General features: G+C 60.8%; 14 protein-coding genes. 1 reads left to right on the forward strand and 13 read right to left on the reverse strand.

Annotated features, from left to right (window positions below; translation table 11 throughout):
- Positions 1–4 precede the first annotated feature (4 nt).
- From U1701_RS03195 to U1701_RS03255, 13 genes are all read right to left on the reverse strand, one after another.
- Complete coding sequence (locus U1701_RS03195; RefSeq protein ID WP_332781079.1) at positions 5–2,188, reverse strand: GumC family protein; 2,184 nt, start codon at positions 2,186–2,188, stop codon at positions 5–7.
- A 7-nt stretch (positions 2,189–2,195) separates the two neighbouring features.
- A complete protein-coding gene (locus U1701_RS03200; RefSeq protein ID WP_332781080.1) occupies positions 2,196–2,906 on the reverse strand; it encodes a polysaccharide biosynthesis/export family protein in 711 nt (236 codons plus the stop codon).
- Between the two features lie 46 nt (positions 2,907–2,952).
- Entirely contained in the window at positions 2,953–4,332 is a 1,380-nt protein-coding gene (locus U1701_RS03205) for an O-antigen ligase family protein (protein WP_332781081.1), read from the reverse strand.
- 250 nt (positions 4,333–4,582) lie between these two features.
- Positions 4,583–5,818 (reverse strand): glycosyltransferase family 4 protein, encoded by a 1,236-nt coding sequence (locus U1701_RS03210; protein WP_332781437.1) that lies wholly within the window; start codon positions 5,816–5,818, stop codon positions 4,583–4,585.
- Positions 5,819–5,823: 5 nt separating this feature from the next.
- Positions 5,824–7,554, reverse strand: a complete 1,731-nt coding sequence (locus U1701_RS03215) for a heparinase II/III family protein (RefSeq protein ID WP_332781082.1) — start codon at positions 7,552–7,554, stop codon at positions 5,824–5,826.
- 101 nt (positions 7,555–7,655) lie between these two features.
- Positions 7,656–9,773, reverse strand: a complete 2,118-nt coding sequence (locus tag U1701_RS03220) for a bi-domain-containing oxidoreductase (protein WP_332781083.1) — start codon at positions 9,771–9,773, stop codon at positions 7,656–7,658.
- A gap of 4 nt (positions 9,774–9,777) precedes the next feature.
- Positions 9,778–11,724, reverse strand: coding sequence for an asparagine synthase (glutamine-hydrolyzing) (gene asnB / locus U1701_RS03225; RefSeq protein WP_332781084.1), 1,947 nt, complete (start codon positions 11,722–11,724; stop codon positions 9,778–9,780).
- 5 nt (positions 11,725–11,729) lie between these two features.
- Positions 11,730–13,016 (reverse strand): O-antigen polymerase, encoded by a 1,287-nt coding sequence (locus U1701_RS03230; RefSeq protein WP_332781085.1) that lies wholly within the window; start codon positions 13,014–13,016, stop codon positions 11,730–11,732.
- Position 13,017: 1 nt separating this feature from the next.
- Positions 13,018–14,319: a polysaccharide biosynthesis protein gene (locus U1701_RS03235; protein WP_332781086.1), complete on the reverse strand. Its 1,302-nt coding sequence runs from the start codon at positions 14,317–14,319 to the stop codon at positions 13,018–13,020.
- The gene (locus U1701_RS03240; RefSeq protein WP_332781087.1) at positions 14,316–15,344 is read right to left on the reverse strand and encodes a glycosyltransferase family 4 protein; all 1,029 of its coding nucleotides are present in this window, start codon (positions 15,342–15,344) and stop codon (positions 14,316–14,318) included. Before U1701_RS03240 ends, U1701_RS03235 begins: the two co-directional genes overlap by 4 nt.
- A 9-nt stretch (positions 15,345–15,353) precedes the next feature.
- A complete protein-coding gene (gene wecC, locus U1701_RS03245) occupies positions 15,354–16,598 on the reverse strand; it encodes a UDP-N-acetyl-D-mannosamine dehydrogenase (RefSeq protein WP_332781088.1) in 1,245 nt (414 codons plus the stop codon).
- Positions 16,595–17,752, reverse strand: a complete 1,158-nt coding sequence (wecB, locus tag U1701_RS03250; RefSeq protein ID WP_332781089.1) for a non-hydrolyzing UDP-N-acetylglucosamine 2-epimerase — start codon at positions 17,750–17,752, stop codon at positions 16,595–16,597. Before wecB ends, wecC begins: the two co-directional genes overlap by 4 nt.
- A 98-nt stretch (positions 17,753–17,850) precedes the next feature.
- Positions 17,851–18,471, reverse strand: coding sequence for a sugar transferase (locus U1701_RS03255; RefSeq protein WP_332781090.1), 621 nt, complete (start codon positions 18,469–18,471; stop codon positions 17,851–17,853).
- A 126-nt stretch (positions 18,472–18,597) separates the two neighbouring features.
- Between U1701_RS03255 and U1701_RS03260 the strand changes: the two genes are divergently transcribed.
- On the forward strand, positions 18,598–19,593 hold the full coding sequence (locus U1701_RS03260; protein ID WP_332781091.1) for a GDP-mannose 4,6-dehydratase: 996 nt from the start codon (positions 18,598–18,600) through the stop codon (positions 19,591–19,593).
- Position 19,594: the final 1 nt, after the last annotated feature.

Consider the following 19,594-nt stretch of genomic DNA (forward strand, 5'->3'; position numbering starts at 1 on the left):
CTGATTACTTCGCGCTGGTTTGGTGTCCATAGCCGTAGCCATAGTCATAGCCATAACCATAGCTGGATTGCTTGGCGTTGAACTTGGTCATCACCGCGCCCAAAACATTGACCTTCGCCGAACGGAGGCGCCCCAGCGCCACGACGGCCAGGCTCGTCCGCAGATTATGCGACTCTACCGCATAGATCGTACCCGTAACCGCACGCGCGATCAAAGGAGCGTCGGCCAAGCCCATTACCGGCGGGGAGTCGATGATCACATGATCGTAACTTTCGAGCAGCCTATCCACCAACATGCGCAGGCGTGGTCCGGCCAGCAGGTCCGCAGCATTTGGCGGCGTCGGGCCAGCAGTCATGATCGTGAGGTTAGCCTGTGTGGCGGAATGGAGGGATTTTGTAATGTCCTCATTGCCCGACAGGAAATTGCTCAGGCCCGTATCGTTCGACAGGTGGAATTCTTTATGCACCATCGGTGCCCGCATGTCGCCGTCGACGAGTACCACGCGCCGCTCCCGACGAGCCAACGCATGGGCCAGGGCGTACGCCGAGGTCGATTTGCCCTCCTTGGGGCGGGTGCTCGTCATCGATAGCGACCGCGGGAACCCTTCCGGCGTAGCTAGCGCCAGATTGGTCTGGATTGCCAGATACGCGTCGATCAGTTCCGACTTCGGATTGTCCAGATCGGCCAATGCATCACCATCACTGATCGGAACCGTACCGAGCAGCGGGATACCCAGCTTCTGCGGCAGGTCGGACGGATCATTGATCCCTTCGGACACATGCTCCAGCAACCATGCAGCACCGCTCGACAGCAACAGACCGGCGATCAAAGCGAGGAAGAGGTTCAGCGCAAGGCGTGGCTTCGAAGGCTTGGTCGGCAGTTCTGCCTGATCCACGATCGAGATGTTGTTGTTACCAACGCCGCCCGCGACGCCGATCTCCTTATAGCGCTGAAGCAGACCGTCATACAATTGGCGGTTGGTATCTACCTCTCGCTGAAGGATATTGTACTGGATGGACCGCGTCCGCAAACCGGTAAGCGACTTCTTCAACTGGTCGACGTTCTCGCCCAGGTTTCGTTCGCGCTCGCGGCTGGCGTTATACGCCGTTGAGAAGGAGGAACTGACACGTGCTTCTTCGCGCTGGATATTGCGATCCAATGCGGCGATCTGACTTTGAAGAGCACGGGCAGCGGGATACTCCGGCTCGAACTGGGTCATCAGCTTGGCGTAGTCTGCGGAAAGCTCGGCGCGGCGTTCGCGAAGCTGGTTGATCGCCGTGTTACGGATCGTCTCGGCGTTGCTCGCCCCGCTACCGTTCTGCACCTGGCTCTCCGCGGCGATCCGCTCCGCGATCGCTTCACTCAGCGAGGCGTTGAGCTTCTCGAGCGTGTCGGCGGTCAGCGACCGTTCGCCCGTAGTCGCCCCGGTCTGCCGGTCGATGTTACCGGGCAAGTTTATGATGCCACTACGCTGCGCGTAAGCGACCAGCTCGCGTTCGGAACGCTCCAGCCGTTCGCGCAGACCTGCCAACCGGCTTTCTAGGAAGTTGCGCGCGTAGCTCGTCGCATCGTACCGCCGCGCAAGGTTCGTAGAAATGAAGTTCTTACCCCACGCATTCGCGACACCCAGCGACAAAGCAGGGTCAGGGCTGGTAAAGCTGATATCCACCAGACGAGACCCGCGGATCGGGGCAATCGTCGCGTTATCAAGCAGCACTGTAGCTGCGGCGCGGACGCGCTGCTCACGGGTCGCGGGCTTGCCGGCGCCGTTGACCGCACTAAATCGCTTGTCCGGATTGACGTTAAACATTTTGAAAAACTGGGGATTATCGGCGAGCTTTAGGTCGCGGGCGATCTGCTGAGCCAAGCTTTCCGATTGGAGCAATCCGTATTGCGTCTGATAGAATTCTAGGTCGGAGGTGGTCGCCTCGCGCTCGACGCCCTGGATTTCGGTTACCCGATTGCCTTCGCGCGAGATCTCGATCTGGCTCGTCGCCGTATACAGCGGCGTCATCAGCAAGGTGATGATGAGACCCAAAATCACCGCCGCAGCGGTACCGCTCGCGATCAACCAGCGACGACGCCAAGCAATCCGCCCGATTTGCGCCAGGAGCGGCGTTTTGACTACCGCAACATCGGCATCTGGCACGCCAGACAGCGCCTTGGTAAAGCCGGCTTCCACGTTCATATACCTATCAATTCTGCAGCAGGAGCACGACTGGAGCCGCCAGTGCCGGTGCTACCTGTAGGAAGTCTTTAAACAGTCGGCGCGAAGACGACTCGCCCACCACGATGATATCGTTCGAATAGATTTGGGGATCGGCATACATGCCGCGCCGAATAGCCCCAAGGTTGTACAGAGCCGCCATGCGCTCGCCGTTCACGGTGCGGAAGACCACCACGTCATCGAGCTTCGCGAATTCCGCAGCGCCCTTGGCGTTCGCGATCGCGCGCATCAGCGACATGTTGCCGACAACAGGATAGATGCCCGGCTCGGTCACTTGGCCATCGACGGTAAACGTCTGGCTCGTCGCCTCGCGGATGTTGACCGATACGACGGGGTTACGAACGTACCGGTCGTAGGCGCTTGTGATGATACGTGAAAGCTGAACGGGCGTATTGCCTGCCGCTTCGATCGTACCGATCAACGGCAGCGTGATTTGCCCGCTGGCGTCCGCTTGAACATCGCCACTAAGCTCGCCGATACCGAAGACCGACACGTTCAGTTTGTCGAGCGGACCAATGATGTACGACTGCGCCGACAGGATGACATCGCGGCCGCTGGGTGGCGGCAGGGTTTCCGCCACCCGGACGGCGCTTGGATAACGGGGATCCCCGAGCGGAGGGTTACCGGCGCAGCCGGCAACCAAGACGCTCATCGTCGCAGCAAAAAAAGGAAAGCGCATGGGTTAGCTTTATCGGCCAAAATAGGAAGTAAGTGACGCGGGCTGCCTAGGATATCCGCGACGGGGACGCAACCGCACCCTCATCGTGCGCCGACGCATCGGCGAGCCAGAAGCACGCCACCAGCGCAAGCGATGCCAACAAAGGCGTGCGCAACGGGTAATCCGCCAGACTGGTCAACCCGAGCTGGACCAGAATCATCAGCCCCAGGAAACCGAATGTTCGCCTCCCCTCTTTGGCGGCAATCACTCCGAGGGCAAGACGGCCGATGACGATCAGCATGATCACGACGATGGCGATCCCCGGCACCCCGGCCTCGAGCAATACTTGCAAGGGCTCGTTATGCGCCTGGTTGAGATAAGTTGGTTTTAGCAAGCTCATCGGTTCAGCGGCGCGGAATACGGTGTCGAACGATCCGAAACCGCTGCCAAAGGGAAAATACGCGGATGCGATATGCCAGATCGGGCCAAGGCTTCGCCAACGCAATTCATCCGTGGTCGCCGTGTGCAACAGTCGAGTCAGTGATAGGGCTCGTCCAGAATTGGTCAGGATCAGCGCGACCAGGCCGAACGCCGCGATGACCAGAACGGCCACCGCACCCAGACCCCAACCACGACGTTTGAGCACGCCGCGTTGGATCAAGCTGCGAAAGGGTAGAATCAAGAACGCCAGGCCAGGAATCGCGATCAGCAAAGCACCGCGCGAGCCGGCAATGACGACGGCCAGTGCAAACAAGGCAGCAACACCAAGCGTCAACCACGGCGTCAACCACGACTTATCGCGCGACCGGGTTACCTGAAGTACGACGACGGCCAACGGGATAGCCATGGCCAGCGACAATGCGTGGTGATTTCGGTTCGAGAAAAAGCCTACGGGACCATCGGCCGTGCTGAGGCGATACAGGCGCAACGGGCTGTCCGCCCCTTGCGCCATCTGAGCGTTACCGAGGATGGCGCCTAGAAAAACGATGACGAAGACCGGTATGATCAACTGACGGCGCTGCTTAGCGTCCATTGCACGCATCGTAACAACGGTTACGACGAGTGGAATGAGCCCGGTCAATGATGCAAGCGTCAAATCGGGCGTCAAAGACCATGGTCGCGCTCGCGGGATGATTGCCGCTTGTTTTAGCGCATCTGCGTAAATGTCATGCCCCGGCATCATGGCCCACAGACTATAGGGCAACGGTACAATCTGTGATATCGCCACCGCTACCACGGCATACATGAAAATCATGATGCCCCGTGGATGAAACAGGCTGGGATTTCTCCATAGCAAGAACGCGCCGATAGGTATCGCGATTACTTCAAGTATTACGTTATGAAAATCCCGGGCCTGTGCAGTACCACCGAACAGAGTAAGGCAACCAAGCCATAACCACGCCAGCATGACGGGAATGGGAGGCGTTTTATGCTGCCCTGTGATCATTACATATCCTGTCTCTAATCTTGAACCGCGGCATCGGCCGTCCGATGCCGGCCAAACATTCTCTTCCTAGTAATGACTGGCCGGACATGTGCTCAATCGGAATCTCGCTATATGGTCGCAACATGTCGCCAGGCGCCATCCACATGCCAAGTGCGTCATCGATCGTCGGTCGCGCAATCCGAAGTCGATGATTCCAGCCGCCAACGCGGCGCATGGCGAGATGAAGGTGGCGACACAGCGCACTCAACAGCTAATGTGCCGAACGCCCGGTACCGGGCCCGGTGGCCTCTATCGTCTGCACCCATCGCGCAGCGAGTACGTCGCGATCGAACTCGCGGCGAGCCAGATCCTGCGCGTTTCGCCCCATCATGTCCCGTCGGACAGGATCGTCCGCCATCTGTTCCAAAGCTGTCGCCAACGCTTCGGGTTCGCCGGGCGGTACGGCAAGTCCGGAGTCGTTGGTACGGACCATGTCCGCGATCCATCCTGGATAGTTGATCAAAACCGGCAGACCGGACGCGAGATAATCGAAAAACTTGTTCGGCGACGTTCCGTTGTAAAACGCCTCGATATTTTTAAGGCATTGCACACCGATATCCGCAGCTTTCAGATAGCTGGCCAAGACGTGCTTGCTGACAGGCGGCAGAAAAAGGACGTTGCCGAGTTTACGCCGCTCGGCGGATCGGATGAGATCCGCTTTCAACTTGCCGTCGCCCACCAGGACGATACGAATATCGGTCCGCCCGCGGCGCTGCAGTATCTCCGCACCGTCGAGCAGCTGATCGAGCCCGTTGGCGATGCCGTGCGTTCCCGTGAAGATCGCTATGGTCTCGCCGGCCCCTACTCCTGGAATAGCAACGGGAGCGGCCGACGCGAAGATATCCATATCGCATCCGTTGGGGACGGAAACGACGCGGTCGGCGGGAATGCCGTGGCGGCGGATACCTTCGACGATGCCCGGTGCCAGCCCGATCACCCGGTCGGCCGAACGATAGGCGGTGCGTTCCAGCGTTGCCATTGCGGCAAGCACGACCGGGTTGGTGATAACGCCCATCGCTTTGGGCAGTTCGGGCCAGAGATCCCGCACCTCGAAGACGAAGGGCTTTCGTCGCAGCCACCGCGCGAGAATGCCCGGTACGGCAACCGTCAACGGAGTCGTCGTCGCAAAGATGAGATCGTATCTTTCCGTCATCGCCAGCCGGCTCGAAACAAAGGCAAAGCGGAAGAAGAGACGCGATCGCTCGATAAAACTCAATTGGTTGGAATAGACAAGGTTGACCTCGATCACGTCGATACCATCGACGTTACCCCGTCGCATTCCGTCGACGAATGGGGCGGTGATGCCGGTGTTGCCGCCATCGAACGTACCGCAGACCATGGTCACGCGATGGCCGCGGTCTACCAGTCGGCGTGCCATTTGGTACGATCGGACGCCGCCCTTGCCTTGGGGCGTCGTAAAATGCTGATGGATGTAGAGAATATGCATCTGGGTCACCAACTTACCGTCGTTTCGAAGCATCCCGGAACGCTCGTGTCCAATTCCCAGACCTGGACCGAGGACTTTTCGCCATAATGGAGAGATTCGTAGCCCTCCAAGGTCCGCTCCGCGGCGGTCGGCGGACTCGATTGCACGCCGATACGGACGGTGTCGCGCGACATGCCATCCGCGTCGGCCGTCCATTGCCCCCCACCCAGTCGCCATCGCAGCGTCGCTTTCGACGCAACGCCCGTGAACTGGTCGATCACCGTTAGTCTGGACTCCGACAATCGCAATTCGCGGCGATGTTGGACCCCGTGCCAGTCGCGATAATGGCAGGCAAAGCGAACGCCACCGTCCGTTTCGTCCAGCGCCACATCGATCTGTCCCTGCGGCCATGCACCGAAAAGAAAGCGGCTGACCTTGGGCATATGCCCGCGCGCGTCGAAGGATATGCTGTTGTGGCTTTCCGAACCCATGAAGTAGCGGATCCATTCCTCGCCGGCATTGTAACTGTAGCTGCCGCCGTCAGGCAGGATACTGCGACCGTTCAACCACATATCGACGTGCATGATGTCATCATGCGCCGGCCGGAAGTGAAACCGGGGATAGCGTAACAGCGCCATCGCTGGACCCTGGCGCAGCACCACCAGACCGCCATCGGCGAACAGGCGAGACGTCGGCGGGGCTGCAGGCCGTTTGCCCGGCTCAATGTTCAACCAGGCCAGATCCGCTGTCACCAACGGATCGTCATACGCCTGCTGATCGCAGAACAGCGCTTTGCCGCGTGCGACGCTGGGGCGATAATCCCGATAGAGAGAATCGGTGAGGACCGCGATACGCGCGCCGTCATTATGACCCAGATTGGGCGCGTCGCCGGTCAGGGGATCAACCAGCGTATGCAGCCAGTCGGTCGCGGCGCACAGCCGATCGCGTAACCCTTTGCTGAACTCCGGCTGCTCGAAGCGACGCCGGGATAACTCGGCTATGACGAAGGTATCCAACGCCAAACGGTGATAATTGACAGAATATTGGCTGAAGGTACCGTCGGGCAGGAACAGTCGGTGGGCGCGTTCCTCCAGCCAGCGACGCCCAACGTGTGCATACCGCCGGCCGATCGTACGCCCGGCGGAAGCGAGCCAGAGCCCCCCCACGAACAGGGCGGCCGCTTCCGATGTACCGTGATTATTGTCCTGACCCAGAGCGTAGGACAGGGTGGGGCGGACCCGGCGGAGATGGGTTTCAATGAAGTCCAGCAACCGAACAGTCACGGACGGCTGCGGATCCAAGATCACCGCAGCGAGCGCGAGATGCAGTACGCGTAAGCTCGCCTCCTGACCGCACTTCCAGTTTGGACCGACGTATCCCAGGTTCTGTTCTTCCCAACGATCCAGCCAGTCGTTGAGCCGATCCAGCATGCCCGCCTGACCCTGGCGTGCGGCTTGCGCGAAGGCGGGCGCCCATTCGAACCGCGACAATTCCCACACCATCTTCACGTCCCCGTTCTCGGGATCGAAATCCGGGATATGAAACCAGGGCTGCTCGGCCGCGCGCCAACGACTGCCAGTCATCGGATTGGCGAGAAAATCCGGCGAGGACGATGATCGTTGCGCCACCTGATGGTGACCGTAAAGCCTCAGGCGGTCGTCCCAGGCTCGGTTTCTCTCATGTGGAACGGGGCCGCCGGCAACGCCCGTGAAGAATGCGTCGCACGCGGCGTTCGCAACGGGACGCGCACGTAGCACGGGATGAAGCCCCGTCCGCAGTCCCATCCGATACACGCCGACCCGGCCCAGATTGCGCCACCCGAGTGCGGCGTAACTGCGAGCCCGAATGCGCCACGAACTCACGACCCCGCAATCTGCCGGGCTGCCTCGATCGTGATACGAGCAACCTCGAAGATCTCGGTTGGATCGATCGCCGGCGTGCCCGTCTCGATCGCCTGCAGGAACGCGCCGATGCAGGCTTCCTGACCCTTGTCTTGGCGCATCGAACGGCTGTTCGCCAGACCGGGCCAGTTGAACGTGCGCAAGGCGCGGAAATTATCGATCTGTGCGGTTCGCCCGCCGGCGAACGCCTCGATCCTTTCCTTTGGAAAAGCACTGCCGCCATTGGCAAGATAGTGGATGGTGGCGATGCTGCCGTCGGCGAACGTCAGGATGATGCTGGCCTTGTCGTCCGCCGTCCCACTGCTGTCCGGTACCGTCATGGCCCGCGAAATGACTTCCTGGATCGGGGCGCCGATCAGGAAGCGGGCGAGATCGATGAAATGACAGGCCTCGCCGATGATCCGCCCACCGCCGATTGCCGAATCCTGAGCCCAGTGGCTTCGCGGCAGCGCACCGGCATTCATCGTCAGGACCAACGCCTTGGGCTCGGTTATCGTATCGAGCGCCTTCTTCAACGCGCGGACGGTCGGCGCGAAGCGGCGATTGAATCCGACCATGATCTGACGCGGATTGTCCTGTCGGCGGTAGGATGCTTCGATCGCGTCCACCTCTTCCAACTTTAGCGCCAGCGGTTTTTCGACGAAGACGTGCTTTTCCAGATTGACCGCCTGGAGGACGAATGCCGCATGGCTGTCATGCCGCGTGACGACGATGATTGTATTGGAACGCGGATCCGCGATGGCGGCGCTTGCATCGGTACTGCTGCGCGCGAACTCGGCACGACGGGCATTGACGACGCCGGCAAAGCCGCCGGACGTCACGATCGTATCTAGCTGCGCGTTGTTGGCGCGCAGAGCCGGGATAAGCACACGCGAAGCGTAATTGCCCGCCCCGATCAACGTCAGCACCGGCTTGTCGGTACGGAAATCGGGCGTGGCGAGGGTTACGGTCCGGCTGGGGGCCGTCTCCTGAGCGGCATAGCGCATGACGACGCCGAGCGTGCTCTTGGATTCGGTCAGCGCGGCATAGGCCTGGGTCGCGTCGCTAAAGGCGAAACGATGTGTGACCAGCGATTGCGTGTCGATCCGACCCGCCGCCATGAGATCCAGGATAGTCGCGAAGTTGCGCTGTTCCGTCCAACGCACGAAACCGATCGGGTAATCGTTACCCCCTTCCTCATAGGACGGGTCGTAGCGGCCCGGTCCATAGGAACAGGAAACCTGAAAGCTGATTTCCTTGTTGTAGAATTTCGCACGATCCAGCTCGAGTCCCGTGACGCCGATCAGGATGATGCGACCGCGCTGCCGACACGAGTCGGCGGCCTGGTTTACAAGCGTGTTGGCGGTTGTGGAGGCGGTGATGAGCACCGCGTCCACGCCGATGCCATTGCTGAACATCTGCGCTGCAACCACCGGGTCCTGCTCTGCGGGATTGCATGTTTCGGCGCCGAACCGGCGGGCCAGTTCCAGCCGGCTGTCGTCCACGTCGACCGCCAGCACCCGCACGCCGTTCGAGACGAGCATCTGAATGGTGACAAGGCCGATAAGGCCTGCACCGATGACCATGAAACGTTCCCCCAGCGTTGGCTGGGCAAGCCGGATCCCCTGCAGGCCGATGCTCGCGAGCACGGTAAAGGCAGCGCTCTCGTCGTCGACGCCATCTGGAACCTTGGCGCACAAATTCGCAGGAACGCGCACGACCTCGCTGTGCGCTCCGTTCGAAGCCACACGATCTCCTACGGCGAACCCAGAGACGTTGCTGCCGACGGATCGCACGACACCGACGTTGCAATACCCCAACGCTATCGGTTGGCCGAGCTTCGAGCGGACGGCGTCGATGGTCGTGAGCAGGCCGTTCGTCATTGCCTTGTCGAGCACCTCCTTCACCCGCTCCGGCTGCTGGCGTGCCTTGCTGAGGAGACTTGCCTTGGCAAAATCGACGAGCATTCTTTCCGTGCCGGCCGAGATCAGCGTAGCGCGGCTTTCGATCACGAGATGATGGGCGCGATCGGCGGGATAGGGAACCTCGATGAGCTCCGTGGTGCCGCTATCGAGGTGCTGAATAAGCTGACGCATGATGTTAGGCGGCTTTCATTTCGGGAAGGTCCGCGTCGAGGACGTAGTTGCCGTCGACGAATTGGCGGCACCAGAGCTCGATGCACGCAAGACCTAGGATGGGATAGGCCGCATCGATCCTGCCCGCGCGATCATTCGCGCGAAGGTCGGCGACCGCTATAGGGTCGAATATTCCACGTGCCCTCAGACGATCGGCGCTTAGGCAGTCGTCGATCAATGGCGCCATCGGACCGTGCAGCCATTTGCGTAACGGCGCGCCGAAGCCCGTCTTGGGGCGGTAGATGACCTCGTCTGGCAACAAGCCCTCCATGGCCTTCTTGAACACCCATTTACCGGTCGCGCCCTTTTGCTTGATCGAAGTCGGCAGCGTCATGGCATAGCGCACGAGGTCGCGATCGATCAGCGGAACGCGAATTTCGACCCCGGCAGCCATGCCCATCTTGTCGGCAAAGTTGAGGTTGTGATCCACCAGGAAGTGGCGGCACTCGAGGTAAAGCATCCGCGCCAGCGGATCGGTGACGTCGTCGATCCGTGCCAGCGATTGCTTGAGCGGCGCCAACAGCATGTCGTCGTCCATCGCAGCCCGTAGTTCGGGGGTAAACAGACGCCGGACGTTGGCTGGATCGAGCCAAAGGAAATAATGAGCCAGCCGGGAATCCGTCGATTCCCCGGCGTAGCGGAATGCCTTCGCGATCCGTCGCGTATAGGCATTGCTTTGCGGCAGGCCGTTGGCCGTGGCAGCCAGCAATTGGCGGGCAGGTGCGGGCATCCATCCCCACCAGCGTTCCTGCTGAAGCGCATAGTGTCGACGATAGCCTGTAAAGATGTCGTCTCCGCCCGCACCGGATAACAGCACCTTTATGCCATTCTGGCGTGCGAGCCCGGCGATCAGTTCCGTATTCAGGGCGGAAGGGTCGGGCGTGGGCTCGTCGAGCAGATAGACCATCTCGGCCAGCCGATCCATCATCGACGGATCCGCTTTCACGATGTGCAAATCCACGTCGAGCGCATCGGCTACGCGCTTGGCATAAGGCAGATCGTCTGCGAAGCCTTCGGCGGCAATGTCGGCGCCGACCAGTTCCATGGAGAAGCATTGCAGCCGCTGGCCCTGCTCGCGCAGCCGTGCGGCTGCGATCGCGACAATGGACGAGGAATCGAGACCGCCCGACAAAAAGGCGCCAAGCGGCACGTCGGAAATCAGCTGCCGCTCGACGGCAGCAGTGACTTCGCGGCGAACGCCCGCGATCGCTTCGTCAACCCCTCCGGTCAAGGGTGCGGGATGGGGGTGTGCGGCATCCGCATAAAGGCTGTCCTCCATCAGCGTGCCGTCACGAAAGCGCATGACCTGACCGGGAAGCAACTTGATGATGCCCTCCGCGATCGTTTCCGAGCCGGGCGCCCAGAGCAGTCCGATATGACGGGCGGCAACCTTCGGGTTCACTTGCGCCCGTACGTCGCCCGCCCGGATCAGCGCCTTCATTTCACTGGCAAAGGCTATCCGTTGGCCATCGGCCGCGACGTACAGCGGCTTCACGCCCATTTCGTCCCGGCAAAGGGTAAGGGTTCGGCTATCCCGTTCCCAAAACGCCACGGCAAAAATGCCGTTCAGCCGCTGGAAGCAAGCCGTGCCCTCCCGTGCGAACAGGCGGAGAAGGACCTCGGAATCGCAGTCGCTGCGGAACGCCTCACCCTTGCCCTCGAGCTCGGCGCGCAACGTCGGAAAATTGTAAATCTCTCCATTGAACACCATCACGACGCGACCGTCGGGCGAGACCATGGGCTGCCGACCAGCCGGCGTCGGATCGAGGATCGCCAGTCGGCCATGGCCGAGATAGCAGCCGGCATCGCGATCCATCCAGCGATCGCATCCGTCCGGTCCCCGCCGACCAATCGCGGCCAAACCGATGTCCGGCTTGGACCAACGACCGACCACGCCATAAATACCACACATATCGATTACCTCGTGATCTGGGCTGTCGCCGTGTCAACGGCCTTCTTACGATGCTCGATCATCAGACGCATGGGTAGGGCAATCGACAGAAGAAGGATCATGACGGAGGTGAACTCGCCGCGGAAGAAATGTAGCAGTGCGGCGAGTGCGATCGCATAATCCAAAAGATACGCGTCGTCCTCCGGATTGCGGAGGTGGCGTCCGTAGATGCGGCCAGTGAACCAGCCCAGCAGCAACGCACCCAATAGAGCGCCTGAAACGCCGAAGTTCATATAGGCTTCGCCGAATACGCCGGCGGGCAGGGTTGTGCCGAAGTTGTTCCATTGATCGGGCCAAAAAGCCTGCGTGAACGTTCCCGTCGAGGGCAACGGCTTGTCAGGAAAGATGACTCGCGGAATCAAGGTCAGTACGCCGGCGATATACGTGTATCCCCATTGGAACGGCAGTGGCTCCGGCATGCCTTCGATCAGGACAGACATGGTCTGGACCTGCATGAAGTTCCCGAAGAGCTGGGTATCGAGAAATTCGCTTGCCGACGACCAGAATTGCTTACCGCCACTGAACGAAACCACGCGGCCCAACACGAGATATTCTTGCTTGTAGACGTGGTACGCCATCAGACCGACGAAGGTGACGATGATACCTACCAGCAAAGGCGCCAGACCAATCCGGCGTACGCGGCGATTGTACACGACCGCGAGCGCAGCGATGACGATGAAGATCGTCGATTTCTGCCCCTGCAACGCGACGATCAGCAGCGCGATGAGCGCGAACCCGATGAAGGCCGTCCAGTCCGCCACGCCGGACCGATAGCGCAGCGCCTGGACAAACCAGACCAATACGACAGATACGCCAACATTGAGCGCGAGGAAGAGGCCCTGAAACCCCGCGAAGGCCCGCGTACGATCCGACGCGCCGGCCAGAATTTCGCCGATCCCGCCAAAGGCGATAACAAGGGCCCCAAAGACCAGAATAGTAAAGCCGCCCAGGATTGCGGCTATGACATGAAAACGGCCGGGTGGCAGCGCTATGCTTCCGCGGCCCTCCTGACGGGACCCCGAAGCCTTGCCGACCGACGCAATGCCGCGCTGGCAGGAAAAGACGAACAAGATGGTGATGGCAACATAGATCGCCAACGCTTGTTCAGCCGTATGAACTTTGTCGACGAAAAGAAAAGGCCACGTGATACTGAATGAATCGGTATAGTTCAGGAAAGAAAATACCGGTAATATCACGCCCATTATGACGATAAATAGAAAAATCGGGACAGGAGACAGCCAATCAACGCGCACTTTAATCCACCATCGCCATTTCATCCAGCCTGTTGCCCGAGGGGTTTTCCCGAGTTCCGATCAGCAAAGTCTGGATAATCATGCCAAGCAGCGAGACGCCAGCTCCGATACAGACCGCGACCAACGATGTCCAGATCGTACCGCCAAACGGGCGGATTGTCATGACGGAGATCACCGCCAATACCTCGAAGACATTGACTGCCAAGGGCCCGAAATAGTTGGAGCGTGCCAACGAAAGGGAACCGAACGCCAGCGCGAGCGAGCGCAGCGGCAAGGTCCAGAGGATGACGAGCACTGCGACGATGCTGGCCTGCACGGGCGGCGTCATCGCCGGCCGGACCACAATGCCGAGCAACGAGGCAGCCGCCGCCAGAACGATCGCGCCGCCGAAGACGCTTAGCGCCAGCCGGCGGAAAGCGCGCTTCTGCTCCGTCGAGCTCGCCGCGGTGAGACGCGGGAGGGCAAGCTGCGTCAGGACGGCGATGGGCAATATCGCTAGCGTCAGCGCCAATGTCGCGATGCCGAACTGCCCGATCACCAGCGCCGAGCTGGCACTGCCCATCATAACGATCGGCAGCGCATCCGCAGTCATGCGCAGGATTAGCGCTAGATTCACTGAAATGCCGGTGCGGAGCTGCTTGAAAATGCCCCGGCGGGACGCCTCGCCGATGCGAGACAGGAACGGATAGGCCTTCGCAAGCGATGTCGCGACCGCAGCCAACAGCGCGGCTTCGCCCAGGCAGCGTCCGATGATCCATCCGGTAATCGACCCGCTCAGCGCGCCGAATAGGTGGAATACGACCGCGATGCCCGACCCGACTATCACGCTTCGGTAGATCGCGCCGACCTTGAACAACCCTTGCGCGGCGCCTGACAGCAGCCGGGTCATGCTGACCAACAAGACGAGGGCGACTGCGGGCAGCAACGACGCGAGGCCAATGCCGCCCGGCGCGCGGCCCATCGCCAGCGATGTCAGCGCTACGAGCGCCAACACGCCGACACCGATGAACGGAAGGGCAAGCAATTCGCCGAAAATGCGCGTTCGATCTTCGTCGTTGCGAGCCGCCGCAATTTCGCGAACCGCGAGCGTCTGCGTACCCAGGCTGGCGCACAGAATAGTAACCGAGGCAACGCTTTCGAAGGTACGAATGGCCCCCGTTTTCTCCAATGGAAGCAACAGCGAAGCTAGCGTTTGACTGATCAGCACCGTGCCCTGGATCGCAACGGTGAGCATCAGGAGGGGAAGATAACCATTTTTCTCGAATTGACGGACCAGCGTGGCTGTCCTGGTCACGATGCTCACCGCGCGACAGACCCGATGGCCGCGCTCAAACGTTCGCGTCGGCGCGCAATAGAGAAATGATCGACGATCCACTGATGCGCCGCCTCAGCCGAGACGGGATCAGCGGCACGCCCGAGGGCGGCAGCCATAGCTTCGGTCAGCGCGGCGAGGTCATGCGGATCGACACAGGTGCCGTATGGACCCACGACTTCGGGTACCGCCCCGCGCAGGGACGTAACCACCGGCGTGCCGCACGATACAGCTTCGCCAATGGCGTGACCAAACCCCTCGTACAAGGTCGGCTGCACATAGGCCGAGCAGTGGTGGTAATGGTATAGCTTCTCTTCTTCCGGAATCAGTCCGAGAAAATCGACGCGTGAGGTGATGTTCAGCGCAGCGCAGCGTTGCCGCAAGACGTCTATGTAGTCGCCGTGTTTGCCCGCGATCTTCAGCCGCGCCTCAGGAAAGCGGTCGGCAAGCCGGGCGAACGCTTCAATTGTCGTTCCTACACCCTTACGCCGGACGTTGGTTTCGGTCAGGAGCGAAACAGTAAAGAAATAGGGCTCCCGCACCGTTGAGGGATCAAGGTCGGGGCGGTACGTCTCGGTATCGATCGCCAGCGGCAGCGCGACTGGGCGGCGAACCGGGAGATGGTCGGTCACTTCGTCATATTCATATTGCGAGATGAATAGATTGGTATCCGCGCTTCGCAATACGATGCGCATAAGGGAGCGCTGCCACGCGGGACGTTCCAAATAGCAGAGCCCAGGTATCTCACCCCGACAGGTGGCGTAATCGAACGCGCCGGTGACGATGATCGGTCGTCGGCGCAGCCGCGCGATCGCCAGTGGAACGATGGCATGGCCCCACCACCAACTGTAATAGAGATCGGCGTCCCAAACGACCTCGCTGGGACGCGTCGCCTCTACGACCTCGTGACCGAGATCCCGCAGCAGTTCGAGGTCGAGACGGTAAAACTCAATGCGACGCAACAGTTCCTTGCGGTCCGGATGCGCCGCAAGGTTGGCATAGAAACAGATGCGCATCGGTCTATCCTATCGGAGCCATGCGCCGCGGGTGTCGATGATGTCCAGATCGGCCAGCCGCTCGCGTGCCAAGGCGCGGAACGGCTGGTGATCGACGAGCAGGACGTGAAGGTCGGCGGTGTCCAGCGCGGTTTCGAGATCAACCAAACGCACCGCGGCGAGTTGGGCGGGCATCTCATCGATGTTGGGCTCCACCGCAATGACGCGATCGCCGAACATCTCGCTCAAACGGCGCGTGATTGCCACCGCCGGACTTTCGCGCAGATCGTCGATGTCCGGTTTGAAGGCCAGGCCGTAGCAAGCGACGGTCGCCCGCCCGCCTGCGGCATCCTTGCCGGCCAGACGATCGGCGACGCGATCGATGACCCATTGCTCCTTATCGTCGTTGACGTTGCGCGCCGTGCGGATCAGCCGCGCCTGATCAGGTGCCGATGCAACGATGAACCAGGGATCGACGGCGATGCAATGGCCGCCGACGCCCGGGCCGGGGGACAGGATGTTGACGCGCGGGTGACGGTTGGCGAGCGCGATCAGCTCCCAGACGTCAATGCCCAGACGATCGCAGATCACCGACATTTCGTTCGCATAGGCGATGTTGACGTCGCGAAAGCTGTTCTCTGCCAGCTTGCACATCTCGGCGGTACGCGCGTCGGTAACGATGCATTCGCCTTCGACGAAGCTGCGATAGAAATCGCGTGCGGTTTCCGAGCAGGCCGGCGACAGGCCACCGATGACGCGGTCGTTTTCGACCAGTTCGCGGATGATCTTGCCCGGCAGCACGCGCTCGGGGCAGTGCGCGATGCGCACCTCGGCCTGCCCGGCGGCTTCGCCGAGAGGCAGCTTCAGATCCGGACGGACCTCTGCGAGCCAACGCGCCATCTGCTCGGTGGCGCCGACGGGCGAGGTTGATTCCAGGATGATCAGGTTGCCGGGCTCGACCAATGGGGCGATCGTCCGGATGGCCGACGAAATGTACTTCAGATCGGGCTGGCGATCCTCGGTAAAGGGGGTCGGCACGGCAACCACGAACACATCGGCCGGCTCGGGCGTGACGGTTGCGCGCAGGTGGCCCTTCTGAACCACATCCGCCACTAGCTCGGGCAGCCCGGGCTCCACGATATGGGGGCGGCCGGCATTGACCGCATCTACCGCGACCTGGCTCACGTCGAGGCCGACAACCTGAATGCCACGACCCGCGATAACCGCCGCTGTAGGAAGGCCGATATAGCCCAGGCCGACAATGCAGACTTTCATGAACGTTTTCCTAGAGCAGGGGTGACGGTGGAGCCATACCAGGCGCGCAACCCATCCAGGATCCGCGCGCAGGCGTGGCCATCGCCATAGGGATTATGGGCGCGGCTCATCGTGTCGTAGCGATCCGCATCGTCGAGCAGAGAGCAGACTTCAGCGACGATCCGATCGACGTCTGTGCCGACCAGGACGACGGTGCCTGCATCCACGGCTTCCAGCCGCTCGCTCACGTCGCGCATCACCAGTACCGGCTTGCCCAGCGAAGGCGCCTCTTCTTGCACGCCCCCGGAATCAGTGAGGATCAGATGAGAGCGCGACATCAGGCGCACGAAACCCAAATAGCCCAGCGGTTCGATCAAATGGACATTGCTGCGGTCCGCGAGCAACCGATTGACGGGTTCGCGCACGTTGGGGTTGAGGTGCACGGGGTAGACGATCTGCAGTTCCGGATACCGTGCGGCAATGATCGACAACGCCTGACAGATACGCTCGAAACCGCCGCCGAAACTCTCACGTCGATGGCCCGTGACGAGCAGAATCCGCGCATCTGCCGCAATCATCGGCAATGCGGCGTCGAGTTCGGCCGCCCGCTGCGGAGCGGACGTCTCCGGAACGACACTGAGAAGCGCATCGATCACGGTATTGCCGGTCACAAGGATGGTTTTGGGATCCGAGCCTTCGCGCAGAAGATGCGCTTTGGCCGTTTCCGTTGGCGCGAAATGAAGCGCGGTGATCACGCTGGTCAGGCGCCGGTTGCCCTCCTCGGGCCAGGGCGACGCGAGATCTCCGCTTCGCAGACCAGCCTCAACATGGCCGAGCGGAATGCGATGATAATAGGCGGCCAGGGCACCGCCCAGCGTCGTGGCGGTATCACCGTGGACAAGAACGATGTCTGGCCGCCACTGCGAAAAGACATCCTTGAGCCCCGCCAGAATACCGCAGGTCACGTCGGTTAGATCCTGCCCGGCCCGCATCAGATCGAGATCGAAGTCGGGACGAAGATCGAAGACCTCAAGCACCTGATCAAGCATATCGCGGTGCTGCGCGGTCAGGCACAGACGTGCCTCTATATCGCTTGCTTCGGCCAGAGCACGGATCAACGGCGCCATCTTGATTGCCTCGGGCCGAGTTCCAACGATCGTAAGGACCTTCAGCATCTCAATCCCTCGTTAATCACACAAAAAAGCGGCGCCCGCCTCGCACACGACCGCCTGCCTGTCCACCTTTGATGGGGATCATGCGCTTCCGCGCCGGACTAGGGGTTCCCGCGAAACGGCTCTACCGTCGCTTGGCCCTCCGCGCTGACGCCGTCCCCGCTCACCACCTTGCGCAGGGTAAGCAGAAGAATGCGCAGATCGAGGCCGAGGCTCACATGATCCACATAATAGACGTCATCGGCAAAGCGTTGGGGCCATGTCGACCGGTTGCGACCGCGGACCTGCGCCCAGCCGGTGATTCCAGGACGCACCTCCATCCGCCGCGATTGCCAGGCATCGTAGAGCGGCAGATACTGCATCAGGAGCGGACGTGGGCCGATGAAGCTCATGTCTCCGCGCAATACGTTGAACAATTGTGGTAGTTCGTCAACGCTCCACCGCCGCAAGGCGCGACCAAAGGCACCGAGCCGGACCTCGTCGGGAAGCAGTTGCCCCGACGGATCTCGTGCGTCCGACATTGTGCGAAACTTGAAGATCATAAACGGCCTGCCGCCCCGCCCAGGCCGCACCTGCCGAAACAAGATCGGTGCACCGAGGCGCACACGGATCAGGATCGCCGCGACCGCCAGAGGCACGGCGGCAAGGGTCAACGCACCGGCCGCCGCCACGATGTCGAGTACTCGCTTTGCCACCAGATAGGCAGTTCGTGCTTTTTTCATGCGGCCCCGCCTTGCCGTTGGCGTTCTAGATTGTCCACTTGCAAAATCGAACCTGCCTTGTAGGGGGAGGCACGCAGGCGCAAGACCGCAGTTTGTTGCGCACACGTAAAAGAATAAGGGAAGAAGATGGGCAAGAAAACAGCGCTTATCACCGGTATCACTGGTCAAGATGGCGCTTATCTAGCCCAGCTTTTGCTTAAAGAAGGCTATGAAGTTCACGGTGTCGTACGCAGGTCTTCACATGCCGGTATCGCAGATCATCGCTTGCGATGGCTCGGTATCGAAAAGGATGTCCGGCTGCATGATGCAAATCTTCTGGACATGTCATCGCTGATGCGGGTGGTGAAGGATGTGAACCCAGCAGAGTTCTACAATCTGGCTGCGCAATCCTTTGTCGCATCGTCTTGGGCGCAGCCGCTGCTGACCGGGCACATCACTGCATTAGGCGTGACCAATGCATTGGAAGCGATCCGACTCGTTAATCCTGACATCCGATTTTACCAGGCCTCGTCCTCAGAGATGTACGGCCTTATCCAGCAGCCGGTGCAGGACGAGCAAACGCCCTTCTATCCCCGTTCGCCCTATGCGGTCGCCAAGCTCTACGGACATTGGATTACCGTCAATTACCGCGAGAGCTTTGGCATGCACGCCTCGTCGGGGATCTTGTTCAATCACGAAAGCCCGCTGCGCGGGGTCGAATTCGTTACCCGTAAGGTGACGGATGCTGTTGCCCGCATCAAGCTCGGGCTCGACACCGAACTGCGGCTGGGCAATATCGACGCCAAGCGCGATTGGGGCCATTCACGTGATTATGTCCGGGCCATGTGGCTGATGCTGCAGCAGGAAATAGCGGACGACTATGTGATCGCCACCGGGCGCACCGTGACGGTGCGCGACATGTGCCGGATCGCTTTTTCCCATGTCGGGCTGGACATGGACGATCATGTCGTGATCGATCCCGCATTCTACCGCCCGGCCGAAGTCGAGGTGCTGCTTGGCGATGCCTCCAAGGCAAAGGCGGCGTTTGGCTGGGAACCGGCGATCACGCTAGAAGAGATGATCACCGAAATGGTCGACGCCGACCTCCTCCGTATCCGGCAGGGCCTGGACCGACGGAACTGAT

Source organism: Sphingomonas rhamnosi (assembly GCF_036663615.1).
In the GTDB taxonomy this organism is placed as follows: Bacteria; Pseudomonadota; Alphaproteobacteria; order Sphingomonadales; family Sphingomonadaceae; genus Sphingomonas.

What these genes read in the sequence shown, in the direction of transcription:
- U1701_RS03195 (WP_332781079.1), bottom strand. Translation starts at nt 2,188, where the DNA reads ATGAACGTGGAAGCCGGCTTTACCAAGGCGCTGTCTGGCGTGCCAGAT.
- U1701_RS03200 (WP_332781080.1), bottom strand. Translation starts at nt 2,906, where the DNA reads ATGCGCTTTCCTTTTTTTGCTGCGACGATGAGCGTCTTGGTTGCCGGC.
- U1701_RS03205 (WP_332781081.1), bottom strand. Translation starts at nt 4,332, where the DNA reads ATGATCACAGGGCAGCATAAAACGCCTCCCATTCCCGTCATGCTGGCG.
- U1701_RS03210 (WP_332781437.1), bottom strand. Translation starts at nt 5,818, where the DNA reads ATGCATATTCTCTACATCCATCAGCATTTTACGACGCCCCAAGGCAAG.
- U1701_RS03220 (WP_332781083.1), bottom strand. Translation starts at nt 9,773, where the DNA reads ATGCGTCAGCTTATTCAGCACCTCGATAGCGGCACCACGGAGCTCATC.
- asnB (WP_332781084.1), bottom strand. Translation starts at nt 11,724, where the DNA reads ATGTGTGGTATTTATGGCGTGGTCGGTCGTTGGTCCAAGCCGGACATC.
- U1701_RS03240 (WP_332781087.1), bottom strand. Translation starts at nt 15,344, where the DNA reads ATGCGCATCTGTTTCTATGCCAACCTTGCGGCGCATCCGGACCGCAAG.
- wecC (WP_332781088.1), bottom strand. Translation starts at nt 16,598, where the DNA reads ATGAAAGTCTGCATTGTCGGCCTGGGCTATATCGGCCTTCCTACAGCG.
- wecB (WP_332781089.1), bottom strand. Translation starts at nt 17,752, where the DNA reads ATGCTGAAGGTCCTTACGATCGTTGGAACTCGGCCCGAGGCAATCAAG.
- U1701_RS03255 (WP_332781090.1), bottom strand. Translation starts at nt 18,471, where the DNA reads ATGAAAAAAGCACGAACTGCCTATCTGGTGGCAAAGCGAGTACTCGAC.
- U1701_RS03260 (WP_332781091.1), top strand. Translation starts at nt 18,598, where the DNA reads ATGGGCAAGAAAACAGCGCTTATCACCGGTATCACTGGTCAAGATGGC.